The organism is Pseudomonas sp. SBB6, assembly GCF_024213215.1.
GTDB lineage: Bacteria > Pseudomonadota > Gammaproteobacteria > Pseudomonadales > Pseudomonadaceae > Aquipseudomonas > Aquipseudomonas donghuensis.
Window position 1 is genome coordinate 17,063 of the sequence record NZ_JANAVH010000005.1, and the last position, 12,169, is coordinate 29,231.

Genomic DNA, 12,169 nt, shown 5'->3' on the forward strand with positions numbered 1-12,169 from the left:
ACAGATATTGCCGGGAGCCAAGAGGCGTTAGCTCCTGTTGGATGAAGCAAATACAGTTGCTGGCTTGAGTGACTCCCAGACAAATGGCGAGCGTCAATTAATTCCGAGCCAACGAGCGGTAGATCTAACAACCTCCCACGCATGCTGGAGGCGGACGGTAAAGGTCGGTGGGGAATAATTAGCCTTGGTTTTAATGATAATCTCCACCCGGCGGTCCACCGTTAAACATTCTCTCAGTTCATGTTGAGGAAGTGTGCGTGGGCATTTGGACCGTGGTGCTCGAGCACCGAGACCTTCGAGGATAAATTCAGGATTTTTCTCACCCAGTCCTTGCAAGGCCATGCTAACGCTTTCGGCACGACGCAGAGAGAGTTTCTGGTTATTGTCCTTTGCGGCAAGGACTGGGGTGCGGTCTGTGTGACCCACAACGCTGATGCTGGAGATGGACGTTTTACTGACGCTCAGGTAGTCCTTGATTTTAACCGTGAAAGCGTCGAGGGCCCGCCTGCCTTCGCCCGTCAAGGTGGAAGAGTAGGTGTCGAAAAGTAGGTCATTGTTCAAGGAGAAGCACAAGGGGACGCTTGTCTTGTTGGACGGCCGCCTTACAATGTTCAAACCACTCCGGTTCAACTCAACCTGATAGGCCGAGTTCGCGTTGGCGCGCGTCAACACTGGTATCTCCACCAGTGTACGCTCACCGACACCATGCCAGAGCACGTTGACATGGTGAATGATCTGAGCCTCCTGATGCTGCGACTCACATCCCTGTAGCGGCAGGTCGAATTCGGCAGCTATTCGCTGGATAATTTTTTGATTTGATTCATCGAGACTGATGGACACATTCATTTGTCGGAAACCCAGGAGCTCCAAGCTGCTGGAAATGATTTTCGCAGAAATAGCTGAGCCGACTATCAATGGGCAGATCACGGCGATTATCGTCATGAGTGTATTATTGCGTTTACGTTCTTTAATATCGTTGGGATGGCTGTACGGTGGAAGGGGAGGTTGCACCACTAAAATAATAACAAGGATGACAGCTCCCAAAATTGGCGCTAGCACCTCAAGCGTACCGGCTCCGATCGCCCAGAGAACCAGTAATATACCCGCCAGAAGGCCAATTAGCGCCAGCCCCCAACTGGTCTTGATCTTTTTCGAGCTAAATTGGACGACACCGTACAGTGCAATGAACACTAGACAGAACCAAAAGCTGTATAAAAGACCAAACATCAGGGCGGCGAAAATAAACAGCAAGCTCTCACTCAGGGTTATGCCCGTGGGATAAAAATTTATGATGAACGTCCAATAGCAGAAGGTCACGATCACACCGATAGTGATGGTTATCTGCAAGACGACGGGTGCATAGGTTTTGAACAGTTCAAACACGAATTTCAACGATACATCCCTGTTGGATAGAAGTGAATAGCGCCATAGCATTATGCCATCTTCGGCGCCGATTGGCGCGCAGTGGCCCAGTCATGAACAACAGACAAACATTTCAGTGAGGTTGGCAACTGTTGCGTAGAAAATCATCGCCACTGTAGTGCTTGTTTGAGCCGGTGATTCGTTACTGTCGACACTCGTAACTCAGCCAGGAGGGCGTGCGATGCTCGATATGCAAACGCTGATGATTTTTTCCGGGGCGGTGACCCTGTTGCTGCTGTCGCCGGGGCCGAACATGGCCTTTGTCATCAGCCATGGGCTGTCCATGGGCTGGCGCGGCGGGCTGGCGGCGGCGCTGGGCATCAGCCTGGCGGACCTGGTGCTCACCGTACTGACCGCCACCGGTGTTACCGCGCTGGTCGCCGCCTGGCCGCCGTCCTTCGACATCATCCGCTTCAGCGGCGCGGTCTATCTGTTGTGGATGGCCTTCAAGCTGTTGCAGCCGCGCAAGGCGGGCAACGCGGATAGGCCGCGCGAGACATCCCTGGCGGCGGTGTTGGTTGCGGCCACGTTGAACAGCCTGCTCAACCCCAAGGCACTGCTGTTTTTTATCGTGTTCTTGCCGCAGTTCGTGGTGCCGGCCAAAGGCGCGGTGGCCCAGCAGTTGCTGCTGCTGGGGCTGGTGCTGAGCGTGATTGCCTTGGTCTTTCATGTGCTGTTGGGGGCGTGTGGCGGGGTGATAAGCCGGTGGTTCAGTGGCAAGGGGCGCCTGGCCAAATTGCAGCCACGTTTGCTGGCCAGTGTGTTGGCACTGCTGGCGCTGCGTTTGGTGTTGATGCAGCGCCCGGCGTGAATGCCCTGCGAGCGCTTTGCGCTCGATCGCCGGCAAGGCCGGCTCCCACATGTGGGAGCTGGCCTTGCCAGCGATGGGCTGCAGAGCAGCCCCAGATTCAATCCTGCAGGTCTTCCTCGCTCATCCACTCAAGCGCATCCGCCAGCGCCACCTCGGCGACCCATTCACTGAAGCTGCGGGTCACTTGTTCATAGCTCAACTGCGAGCGTAGCTCCAGTTTGTCGGCAAACGACAAATGCACGGTGATGACCTTGTCTTCAATCACCCCGTCGCGCACCACGAAGAAGGCAAAGTCTTCCCGGTCCTGGCGGCGGGCGAACAGGTAAACCTCGAAGTCCGCCCCGGTTTCCTTGGCAAAGGCCCTGGCGGCGAAGGCGTTCCTGGTCAGGTCAGGTGCGTGTTGCAGCGACGCCTGGGTATCGCAGAAATACCACGGTTCCCAGTCGGTCAGGCCTTTGTGAATGAACCAGCGGTAGGCAAGCGGGTAGGGCATTGGCTTAGTCCGTTAATGAGTGCAGGCGCGCCGGTACTCGCCCGGGGTTACGCCATAGGCTTGCTTGAACTGCCGGTTCAGATGGCTCTGGTCCGAAAACCCCAGGGCAAAGGCGACGTTGAACGGCAGGCAATCGCTTTTCAGCAGTTCACGGGCGCGGCTCAGGCGTCGTTGCTTGAGCCAGGCATGGGGCGGCAGGCCCGTGGCTTGGCGAAACACCCGGGCGAAGTGAAAGGGCGAGAGGTTCACCGCTGTGGCCAGCTCTTCCAGCGAGGGCGGGTAGGCCAGGCGGCTGTCCATCAACTCCTTGGCCCGGGCCACGGCGCAGGGCTCGTTGCCGGGCGTGCGCGCCGCGCCGGCGCGGGCATGACGCTGCACCAGCAACAGCACGGCTTCGCGCCAGGCGGTTTGTTGTTCCAGGGCGCTGGCACCCCGTTCGGCCGAGCAGTGCAGCCAGCTGAAGGCTTTGGCCAGTTGCGGGTCATGCAGCACGCTGGCGTCAAAGCGCGGCAGGCCGTCGCGCTTGAGTTCCAGCTCGTCGAGCACGCCGGTGATGCGTTCGCTGTCGGGGTAAAAACCGCGATAGCGCCAGCCCTCTTCGCTGGCCTTGGCGCCGGTGTGCAGCTCGTCGGGGTTGATCAGCACCATGCTGCCCACCGGCGCCAGGTGTTCGCTGCCGCGGTGCCAGAAGCGCTGGGCGCCGGACTCGATGATGGTGATCACGTAGCCTTCATGCACATGGGGGGCGAAGCGCTGCTGAAAATAACGCGCATGCAGCATCTCGGTGTCACCGAGCGCCGAGGCTTGCCAGAAGCGGGTCTGTTCCTTGGGTGCAGGGTTCATGGGCTGCCGTTCAACCACCAGCGAAAGACAAAAAAGAAGGCCATGCTCAGCAGCATGCTGATCAAGGTGCTGCGGGTCAACAGCACCAGCACTATCGCCACCAGCGAACCGATCAGGTAAGGGTTGCTCAGGCTCAGGTCAAGCTGGTGCCCGGGCAGAAAGACGATCGGCCCGCAGATCGCGGTGAGCATGCCCGGTACGGCAAAGCCGAGAAATTGCCGGGCGTTGGAGCTCAGGCGCAACGGCAGGCGCGGTTCCAGAAAGGCATAGCGGTTGAGAAACACCAACAGGCCCATGCCGATAATCAGGGCGAAGATCATGCGCGTGCTCCACTGAATTTCTGGCAGATGAACCCTGCACTCATGCCCAGCAGGCCGGCGGCCACCAGGCCGATGTCCCAGTGCCAGAAGCTGAACAGTACCGAGCAGAACAACGACACCGCCACGCACACCACGGTGGGCAGGTTGCGCACCAGCGGCGCGATCAGGGCGACGAAGGTGGCGACGATGGAGAAGTCCAGGCCCAGTTGGTCCAGGTGCGGGATGTTCTGGCCGAGGATGATCCCGGCCAGGGTGAACAGGTTCCAGGCGATGTAGAAGGTCAGGCCCACCCCCAGGGCGTACCAGCGGTTGAACTGTTGTTTGTCGTACTGGCTGGTGAGGGCGAAAAACTCGTCGGTGAGCAGAAAGCCCAGGCCCAGCCGCCAGCGGGTCGGCAGGCCCGACAGCACCGGGCGCATCGACAGCCCGTAGAGCAAGTGCTGGGAGGTCAGCAACAGGGTGGTGAGCAGGATCGAGAACAGGTTGGCGCCGCCCTTGAGCATGCCGATCGCCACCAGTTGCGCCGCGCCGGCAAAGACGATGGCCGACAGGCCCTGGCCTTCCCAGGGGCTGAGGTTGGCTTCGATGGCCATGGAGCCTGCCAGCAACCCCCAGGGGGCCACGGCAAGGGACAACGGCAGGATGGCGATGGCGCCTCGAATAAAGGCCTGGCGGGCGAACGGTGGACTGGACATGGACGGCAGCAACAACCAATGAACACGGTTGTACAGCATGCCAGAGCGATGCGCCGCTGACTTGAACGATCTTGCTGTCGGCGGCGACGCCAGGGCCCTCAGTAGTGGTTGCTGGCCAGCCGGCGCTGCGCCGGGATGCAGCCGTTGATGTCCACCGCTTTTTGCCAGTAGCTCCTGCTTTGCGCCGGGTCGGTGCTGGCCAGCAGGCGGTAGACCTCGGCCTGGTAGTCGCGCTGGCGGCCCCACTGCATGGCCAGGCCTTGCGGTTGCTCGCGATGGCACGGCAGGCGTACGGCCGGTTGCGGGTAGTAAGATGCGTAGAGGGTCGCGGTGCTCTGCACGCTCTCCAGCGCCGTGCGGTATTCACCGCGGCTGAAGGTCGGGCACCAGTTCTCGATGCCCAGCGCTGCCGGGGCAAACCCCTGGGTCATGCTGCCTTCGAGCAGCGGGCAGGCGGCGTCAGGGATCTGGGCTGCCGGCAAATAGGTGATGTAGTAGAGCGCCAGGCGGTATTGCGCTGCCGGGTGGTTAAGTGCCACGGCCTTCTTCAGCAGGGTCACCGCCGGTGCCAGGGTGCGGCCCAGGGCCTGGCCTTGCTGGGCGAGGTCCTGGTCGGTGGTGCTGGTCTTGAGGGTGTAGCTGCTGGTCTGGGACTCGGCCTGTTCCAGGAAGGTCAGGGCCTGGCGGTACAGCAGGTCGGCATGTGGGTCGATCTGAACGCCGGCGGCCAGTGCCGAAGTCGGCAGCACGACGGCGAGCAGGCCGTGCAAAAGGGGCGAGCGGATCAAGGAAGAGCCTCTGGGGTTCGGGGCCGGACGGGTATGCATGTGGGCTTGGAGACAACTGCGCTGTTCAGGGTTCAATCCGACTGTCCATAGTGTGGCTTGAGGCCGGCCTGGGTTATAGCGCGCCATTCTAACCGCTCTGGGCCCACAGTCGAAAGCGTAGCCCGTCAGGGCAACAGTTGGCGGATGTTGTAGGCCAGCCCGGCAACGGCGATGACCAGCAGTACCACGGCGCTGATGGCGCTGATCAGGCGCCGGTCGAGGCGCTCGGCCAGGCGGCCGATGGCCAGGATGTACAGGCCCAGAATACCCAGGTCGAGCACCAGCCAGACCAGCCCCAGCAGCATCAGGCTGTGGCTGAACCGCTCGGTGACCTGGATGAACTGCGGGAAGAAGGCGACAAAGAACAGGATGTCCTTGGGGTTCGCCAGGCCAATGGCAAAGCCTTGCCACAGCCCGCCCTGGCGGGGCGGGGCCTGCTCCGTGGCGAGCGCGGGCTGGCGCAGTTCGGCCAGGGCGCTCAGGCCCAGATAACCGATGAACAGACAGCCGAACACGCTCAGGGCGCTCAACACCAGTGGGTTGAGTGCGGCGCTGCTGAAGATCAGGGCTGCCGCCAGGGCAATCAGCACCAGCGAGGCGCCGTTGGTGCCCAGGGCGGTCAGCAGCGCCTGCTTGCGCCCGGCGCGGGCAGTGGTGTTGACCACCAGCGCCACCACCGGGCCGGGGCTGGCGATCAGCAGCAAGACGGTCAGAGCGTAGGTGGCAAGCAGGGCACTGTTCACAGGCGGATCTCTCGGTCAGGGGGGAGCAGAATTCTCGGCAGGCCAGGGAGGGTTGTAAAACGCCTGTTACTGTGGCCTTCTATTAGTTTTACTCATGATCTGGCTGGACATGACCGAACGTATTCCCGCATTGCAGGCACTCAGGGCATTCGAGGTGGCCGCACGCTACGGCTCGTTCACCCGCGCCGCTGAAGAACTGGCCCTGACCCAGGGCGCCATCAGCCATCACATCAAGACCCTCGAAGGCCTGTTCGACTGCGCGCTGTTCGAGCGCCGCGGGCCGAAAGTGGCGCTGACCGAGCCGGGCCGGTTGCTGGCCCAGGAGCTCAAGGTCGGTTTCAAGATCATCGAGAACGCCTGCGGGCTGCTCAGGCAGGGCCGCCAGCATCTGCGCCTGAAGGCGCCCTCGACCCTGACCGTGCGCTGGTTGCTCAGGCACCTGGCGGCGTTCAAGCAACATGATGAGCACAGTAATGTGCAACTGAGCAGCGTCTGGATGGACATCGACACGGTGGACTTCTACCGCGAGCCCTACGACTGCGCGATCCTGCTCGGCGACGGTCATTTCGCCGCTGATATCGCCAGCCTCAAGCTGTTTGACGAGTGGCTGGTGCCGGTGTGCCAGCCCGGATACCCGGCAGACCTGGCCCGCTGCGAACTGCTGCACCCGTCGCCGGACCGGCGTGACTGGCGGCGCTGGTTGAATCGGACAGGGGGCAGCGCGCTCAGCCTGGAACGTGGCCAGGTATTCGACACCCTTGATCAGGGCATCTCTGCTGCCCAGCAAGGCCTGGGTGTGGCCGTGGTCGACCTGCTGCTGGCCAGCGGTGAGCTTGACGCCGGCCGCCTGGTCACGCCATTCCCCCAGGCGGTGGCCACCGGCGAGGGCTATTACCTGACCTGGCTGCAGGCCAGCCCCAAGGCGCACCAGGTGCAGAAACTCGGCCAATTCCTGCGGCAGCAGGTACCGCAACTGCCCGGCCAGGGGCTGGATTATTTGTATGACTAATACTGCGGCGCGCCAGCACCCGGCAGCAGCCGCGTGCTCATGAAGTCGATGAACACCCGCAGCCGTGGCGGTACTTGCCGCCCCGAGGGCCACAGCAGGTAGAAGCTGCCGCGCCGCTCCATGTAGTCATCCAGCACGGTCACCAGGTCACCGCGTTGCAACTGCTGGCGTACGGTGAAATCCGGAATGCAGGTGATGCCGCGGTCGCGGATGGCAAAGCAGATGCGCGTGTCGACGTGATTGCACACCATCGACACCGGGATGTCGTATTCGTGCCCGGCGGGCTCCTGGCGCAACGGCCATTGCTCGAGCTTGCCAGTGCTGGGAAAGCGGTAGTGCAGGCAGGTATGCCGGGCCAGTTCATCGGGGTGAACGGGCGTGCCATTGCGCGCCAGGTACGCCGGCGAGGCCACCAGCACGTGATGAAAGTGGCCAAGAAAGCGCGCGCTCAAGCGCGAGTCGCTGGGTGTGCCGCCGCGCATGACCACATCGAAACCTTCGCCGATGATATCGACCAGGCGGTCGTCGAAATCCAGGTCCAGTTCGATGGCCGGGTACTGCGCCATGAACTCGCTCAAGGCCGGCATCACCAGCGCGGTCACCTGTGGCAGGCTGATACGCAGGCGTCCGCGTGGCACCTCGCTGGCCTGGGACAGTTCAAGTTCGGTGGCTTCGATCTCGGCGAGGATGCGCCGGCTGCGCTCCAGGAACAGACCGCCCTCGGCGGTCAGGGTGATGCTGCGCGTGCTGCGGTGAAACAGGCGCACCCCCAGGCGGCTCTCCAGGCGCGCCACGCGCTTGCCGATGGCCGAAGCGCTGACGCCCAACGACTGCGCGGCGCCGACGAAGCTGCCGGTTTCTGCCACCCGCACGAACACCACGAAACCGTTGAGGCTATCCATCTGCATTTCCTGATTGCGGACATCAGTGTCCGTTATGAGCGGAATTGTACCCGTCTTTTTCCGCAGTGACCGCAGGCTTAAGGTTCGCCCATCTTTCCTACAGGAGTGTCACCATGACTCAGATGAGTTGCACGGCGGATGGGCCCGCCGCACTGGAGCAGCCCTTGCCGGTCAGCGGCCTGCTGGCATTGGCAATGACCGGTTTTATCGCCATCCTCAGCGAAACCCTGCCGGCCGGCCTGCTCGGGCAGATCTCCAGCGGCATGCACATCAGCGAGGCCATGGCCGGGCAGATGGTCAGCGTCTATGCCCTGGGCTCGCTGCTCACCGCCATCCCGCTGGTGACCCTGACCCAGGGTTGGCGCCGGCGGCCGGTGTTGCTGCTGGCGATTATCGGCTTCCTGTTGTTCAACACGGTGACGGCCTTGTCCAGTTCCTACTGGCTGACGCTGGTCGCCCGCTTCATGACCGGCGTCGCCGCTGGCCTGGCCTGGGGCGTGATCGCCGGGCATGCGCGGCGCATGGTCAGCCCCGAGCAACAGGGCCGGGCGATGGCGGTGGCGATGATCGGCGCGCCGGTGGCCTTGTCGCTGGGCGTGCCGGCCGGTACCTGGCTGGGCGAGCTGCTGGGCTGGCGCATGACCTTTGCCCTGGTCTCGGCTGCGACCCTGGTGCTGGTGGCCTGGGTGCTGTGCAAGGTGCCGGACTTTGACGGCCACGCCCCGGGCCAACGCCCGGGCATCGCTCAGGTACTGCGCACCCCCGGCGTGCTGGCGGTGTTGCTGGTGATCCTCACGTGGGTGCTGGCGCACAACGTGCTGTACACCTATATCGTGCCGTACCTGGCGTCGGTGGGGTTGGCGGCGAGTACCGGCATGGTCCTGCTGACCTTCGGTATTGCCGCATTGGCCGGTATCGGCGTGGTGGGTGCGTTGATCGACAAGCACCTGCGCAACATGGTCCTGCTGAGTTTGTTCGGCTTTGCCGTGGTGGCCCTGGTGCTCGGTTTTGTCAGCCAGTCGGCGCCGCTGGTGTATCTCAGTGTCGCGCTCTGGGGCCTGACCTACGGCGGCGCGCCGACCCTGCTGCAAACCGCCAGCGCCGACGCTGCCGGGGAGGGCGCCGATGTCGCCCAGTCGATGATTGTCACGGTGTGGAACTCGGCGGTTGCCGCAGGCGGCCTGCTCGGCGGCGTGCTGCTCAGCCAGTGGGGCGTGGGCAGTTTCCCCTGGGTGCTGCTGGCGCTGATCGCCGTGGCCTTGCTGATTGCCGGTCGCGCCCATGGTCATGGTTTCGCACCGGGCGCACGGGTGCTGAGCTAAGTTCGGCAGGCGCTGGCCCAGACGGGTAGAATCGCCGCATACACAGGTGTTTTCGAGGTTGCAGCGGTGGAGTTACAGCAGGGCTTTGTCCTGACCCGGCATTGGCGCGATACCCCGGCGGGTACGGTTGTCGAGTTCTGGCTGGCCACCGATCAAGGCCCCCGGCGCTTGCGTCTGCCGGTGCAGACCTCGGTGGCGTTCGTCCCCGTCGAGCAGCGTGGGCAAGCCGAAGCGGTGCTGCGCGGCGAACGCGACGTCGAGTTGCGTGCGCTGGCCCTGCGCGATTTCGAACAACGGCCGGTGCTGGGCTTGTACTGCCGCCAGCACCGCCAGTTGATCCAGCTGGAAAAGCGCCTGCGCGCCGCCGGCGTGCAAATCTACGAGGCCGATGTGCGCCCGCCGGAGCGTTACCTGATGGAGCGCTTCATCACCGCGCCGGTCAGTTTCAGCGGCACGCCGGATGCCAGCGGTGTGCTGCTCGACGCCCAGCTCAAACCCGCCCCCGACTACCGGCCGACGCTCAAGCTGGTGTCGCTGGACATCGAAACCACCGAGCGCGGCGAGCTGTACTCCATTGCCCTGGAAGGTTGCGGCCAGCGCCAGGTGTACATGCTCGGCCCGGCCAACGGCAACGCCGAAGGCGTGGATTTCGACCTCGAGTACTGCGACAGCCGCGCCTGCTTGCTCGAACGCCTGAACGACTGGCTGGCTGTGCACGACCCCGACGCGATCATCGGCTGGAACCTGGTGCAGTTCGACCTGCGCGTGCTGCAACACCACGCCACCGCGCTCAAGGTGCCGTTGCGCCTGGGCCGTGGCGGTGAAGCAATGGACTGGCGCGAGCACGGTAGCCGCGCGCATTTTTTTGCCGGGGCCGCCGGGCGCCTGATCATCGACGGTATCGAAGGGCTGCGTTCGGCGACCTGGAGCTTCCCTTCGTTCAGCCTGGAGAACGTCGCCCAGACCCTGCTCGGCGAAGGCAAGGCCATCGACACCCCGTACCAGCGCATGGACGAAATCAACCGCATGTTCGCCGAGGACAAGCCAGCCCTGGCCCGCTACAACCTCAAGGACTGCGAACTGGTCACGCGCATCTTTGCCAAGACCGAGCTGCTGACCTTCCTCCTGGAGCGTGCCACGGTCACCGGCTTGCCGGCCGACCGCAGCGGCGGTTCGGTGGCGGCGTTCTGTCATTTGTACATGCCCTTGATGCACCGCCAGGGCTTCGTCGCGCCCAACCAGGGTGAGCGCCCGGAGGAGGCCAGCCCCGGCGGCTTTGTCATGGACTCGCGGCCGGGGTTGTACGAGTCGGTGCTGGTGCTCGACTACAAGAGCCTGTATCCGTCGATCATCCGTACCTTCCTGATCGACCCGCTGGGGCTGATCGAAGGCCTGCGCGAGCCGGGCGACGCGACCTCGGTGCCGGGCTTTCGCGGTGCGCGCTTTTCCCGTACCCGGCATTGCCTGCCGGCGATTGTCGAGCGGGTCTGGCAGGGCCGCGAGGTGGCCAAGCGCGAGCACAATGCGCCGCTGTCCCAGGCGCTGAAGATCATCATGAACGCCTTTTACGGTGTGCTCGGTTCCAGTGGCTGCCGCTTCTTCGACCCGCGCCTGGCCTCATCGATCACAATGCGCGGCCACGAGATCATGCGCCGTACCCGTGAGCTGATCGAGGCCCAGGGGTATGCGGTGATCTATGGCGACACGGACTCCACGTTTGTCTGGCTCAAGGGGGCCCATGACGAGGCGGATGCGGCGCGCATCGGCCGCGAGCTGGTGCAGCAGGTCAACCAGTGGTGGCGCGAGCACCTGCGCGACAGTTATGGCCTGGACAGCGCCCTGGAGCTGCAGTACGAGACCCACTACAAGCGCTTTCTGATGCCGACCATTCGCGGCGCCGAGGAGGGCAGCAAGAAGCGTTATGCCGGCTTGGTGCAACGTGGCGAGGGCGTCGAGGAGATGATTTTCAAGGGCCTGGAAAGCGTGCGCACCGACTGGTCGCCGCTGGCCCGGCAGTTTCAGCAGGAACTGTACGAGCGGATCTTCAAGCGTCAGCCGTATCAACAGTATTTGCGTGAATACGTGCGCAAGACCTTGGCGGGTGAGCAGGATGAGCTGTTGATCTACCGCAAGCGCCTGCGCCGGCCGCTGGCCGACTACCAGCGCAATGTGCCGCCGCATGTGCGGGCAGCGCGCATGGCCGATGACTTCAATGACCGTCAGGGCAGGCCGCGGCAGTATCAGAATGGCGGCTGGATCAGCTACGTGATTACCGTGGCGGGGCCGGAACCGTTGGAGACGCGGCATTCGGCGATCGATTACGACCACTACCTGACCCGTCAGTTGCAGCCGGTGGCGGATGCGATCCTGCCGTTCGTGGAGGACGATTTCACGGCGTTGATCGATCGGCAGATGGGCTTGTTCTAGGTGTTTGCGAGTGCTTTGCACTCGATCGCTGGCAAGCCAGCTCCCACAGGGTCATGCATGATTTTGTGGGGCTGGCTTGCCAGCGATGAACCGCTGCGCTTATGCGTTCTTCGCGTTCAGCTTGCGCAACTCTTCATAGGTTGCCGACTGCACGAACCAGAAGCCGGAAACGATGCACCACAGCAGCGTACCGCCGACCAGGGCGCCCAGGCCGGACCAGAAACTATGCATGAACATGGTGCCCAGGCCGAGCAGCCAGAGAACGCCCAGGGAGACGTAGAGCACGATGTTGTTGACGCTGATGACGAAGTCTTTCACAGATAATCCTTACTGTTTGAAATCCTGATGCCCACGC

General features: G+C 63.0%; 13 protein-coding genes. 4 read left to right on the forward strand and 9 right to left on the reverse strand.

What is annotated here, in order from left to right:
* Nucleotides 1–93: 93 nt before the first annotated feature.
* The gene (locus NLX68_RS11545; RefSeq protein ID WP_254284404.1) at nucleotides 94–1,383 is read right to left on the reverse strand and encodes an OmpA family protein; all 1,290 of its coding nucleotides are present in this window, start codon (nucleotides 1,381–1,383) and stop codon (nucleotides 94–96) included.
* Nucleotides 1,384–1,603: 220 nt separating this feature from the next.
* Between NLX68_RS11545 and NLX68_RS11550 the strand changes: the two genes are divergently transcribed.
* On the forward strand, nucleotides 1,604–2,233 hold the full coding sequence (locus NLX68_RS11550; protein ID WP_254284088.1) for a LysE family translocator: 630 nt from the start codon (nucleotides 1,604–1,606) through the stop codon (nucleotides 2,231–2,233).
* Nucleotides 2,234–2,330: 97 nt separating this feature from the next.
* Here the strand turns inward: NLX68_RS11550 and NLX68_RS11555 are convergent, their stop codons facing one another.
* The 6 genes from NLX68_RS11555 to NLX68_RS11580 all read right to left on the reverse strand — a co-directional run bounded on the left by NLX68_RS11555 (nucleotide 2,331) and on the right by NLX68_RS11580 (nucleotide 6,154).
* The gene (locus NLX68_RS11555; RefSeq protein ID WP_254284089.1) at nucleotides 2,331–2,726 is read right to left on the reverse strand and encodes a hypothetical protein; all 396 of its coding nucleotides are present in this window, start codon (nucleotides 2,724–2,726) and stop codon (nucleotides 2,331–2,333) included.
* Nucleotides 2,727–2,738: 12 nt separating this feature from the next.
* The gene (locus NLX68_RS11560; RefSeq protein ID WP_010225669.1) at nucleotides 2,739–3,569 is read right to left on the reverse strand and encodes an AraC family transcriptional regulator; all 831 of its coding nucleotides are present in this window, start codon (nucleotides 3,567–3,569) and stop codon (nucleotides 2,739–2,741) included.
* On the reverse strand, nucleotides 3,566–3,889 hold the full coding sequence (locus NLX68_RS11565; RefSeq protein ID WP_010225671.1) for an AzlD domain-containing protein: 324 nt from the start codon (nucleotides 3,887–3,889) through the stop codon (nucleotides 3,566–3,568). The genes NLX68_RS11560 and NLX68_RS11565 overlap by 4 nt, the downstream gene beginning before the upstream one ends.
* Nucleotides 3,886–4,584, reverse strand: coding sequence for an AzlC family ABC transporter permease (locus NLX68_RS11570; RefSeq protein WP_302056174.1), 699 nt, complete (start codon nucleotides 4,582–4,584; stop codon nucleotides 3,886–3,888). The genes NLX68_RS11565 and NLX68_RS11570 overlap by 4 nt, the downstream gene beginning before the upstream one ends.
* Before the next feature lie 98 nt (nucleotides 4,585–4,682).
* A complete protein-coding gene (locus tag NLX68_RS11575; RefSeq protein ID WP_254284091.1) occupies nucleotides 4,683–5,411 on the reverse strand; it encodes a sel1 repeat family protein in 729 nt (242 codons plus the stop codon).
* Between the two features lie 125 nt (nucleotides 5,412–5,536).
* On the reverse strand, nucleotides 5,537–6,154 hold the full coding sequence (locus NLX68_RS11580) for a LysE family translocator (RefSeq protein WP_254284092.1): 618 nt from the start codon (nucleotides 6,152–6,154) through the stop codon (nucleotides 5,537–5,539).
* 109 nt (nucleotides 6,155–6,263) lie between these two features.
* Between NLX68_RS11580 and NLX68_RS11585 the strand changes: the two genes are divergently transcribed.
* Complete coding sequence (locus NLX68_RS11585; RefSeq protein ID WP_254284093.1) at nucleotides 6,264–7,163, forward strand: LysR substrate-binding domain-containing protein; 900 nt, start codon at nucleotides 6,264–6,266, stop codon at nucleotides 7,161–7,163.
* On the opposite strand, the gene NLX68_RS11590 is transcribed toward NLX68_RS11585, so the two are convergent.
* Nucleotides 7,160–8,065 (reverse strand): LysR family transcriptional regulator, encoded by a 906-nt coding sequence (locus NLX68_RS11590; RefSeq protein WP_254284094.1) that lies wholly within the window; start codon nucleotides 8,063–8,065, stop codon nucleotides 7,160–7,162. The two genes, NLX68_RS11585 and NLX68_RS11590, sit on opposite strands and share 4 nt — an antisense overlap.
* A 122-nt stretch (nucleotides 8,066–8,187) precedes the next feature.
* On the opposite strand from NLX68_RS11590, the gene NLX68_RS11595 reads away from it, so the two are divergent.
* Nucleotides 8,188–9,387 carry an MFS transporter gene (locus NLX68_RS11595; protein WP_254284405.1) on the forward strand — a complete coding sequence of 400 codons (1,200 nt, stop codon included), beginning with the start codon at nucleotides 8,188–8,190 and terminating at the stop codon, nucleotides 9,385–9,387.
* Nucleotides 9,388–9,453: 66 nt separating this feature from the next.
* Nucleotides 9,454–11,814, forward strand: coding sequence for a DNA polymerase II (locus tag NLX68_RS11600; RefSeq protein ID WP_254284095.1), 2,361 nt, complete (start codon nucleotides 9,454–9,456; stop codon nucleotides 11,812–11,814).
* Between the two features lie 99 nt (nucleotides 11,815–11,913).
* Here the strand turns inward: NLX68_RS11600 and NLX68_RS11605 are convergent, their stop codons facing one another.
* Entirely contained in the window at nucleotides 11,914–12,132 is a 219-nt protein-coding gene (locus tag NLX68_RS11605; RefSeq protein ID WP_254284096.1) for a hypothetical protein, read from the reverse strand.
* Nucleotides 12,133–12,169 lie beyond the last annotated feature (37 nt).

What these genes read in the sequence shown, in the direction of transcription:
- NLX68_RS11590 (WP_254284094.1), bottom strand. Translation starts at nt 8,065, where the DNA reads ATGGATAGCCTCAACGGTTTCGTGGTGTTCGTGCGGGTGGCAGAAACC.
- NLX68_RS11595 (WP_254284405.1), top strand. Translation starts at nt 8,188, where the DNA reads ATGAGTTGCACGGCGGATGGGCCCGCCGCACTGGAGCAGCCCTTGCCG.
- NLX68_RS11550 (WP_254284088.1), top strand. Translation starts at nt 1,604, where the DNA reads ATGCTCGATATGCAAACGCTGATGATTTTTTCCGGGGCGGTGACCCTG.
- NLX68_RS11570 (WP_302056174.1), bottom strand. Translation starts at nt 4,584, where the DNA reads ATGTCCAGTCCACCGTTCGCCCGCCAGGCCTTTATTCGAGGCGCCATC.
- NLX68_RS11575 (WP_254284091.1), bottom strand. Translation starts at nt 5,411, where the DNA reads ATGCATACCCGTCCGGCCCCGAACCCCAGAGGCTCTTCCTTGATCCGC.
- NLX68_RS11565 (WP_010225671.1), bottom strand. Translation starts at nt 3,889, where the DNA reads ATGATCTTCGCCCTGATTATCGGCATGGGCCTGTTGGTGTTTCTCAAC.
- NLX68_RS11585 (WP_254284093.1), top strand. Translation starts at nt 6,264, where the DNA reads ATGACCGAACGTATTCCCGCATTGCAGGCACTCAGGGCATTCGAGGTG.
- NLX68_RS11555 (WP_254284089.1), bottom strand. Translation starts at nt 2,726, where the DNA reads ATGCCCTACCCGCTTGCCTACCGCTGGTTCATTCACAAAGGCCTGACC.
- NLX68_RS11560 (WP_010225669.1), bottom strand. Translation starts at nt 3,569, where the DNA reads ATGAACCCTGCACCCAAGGAACAGACCCGCTTCTGGCAAGCCTCGGCG.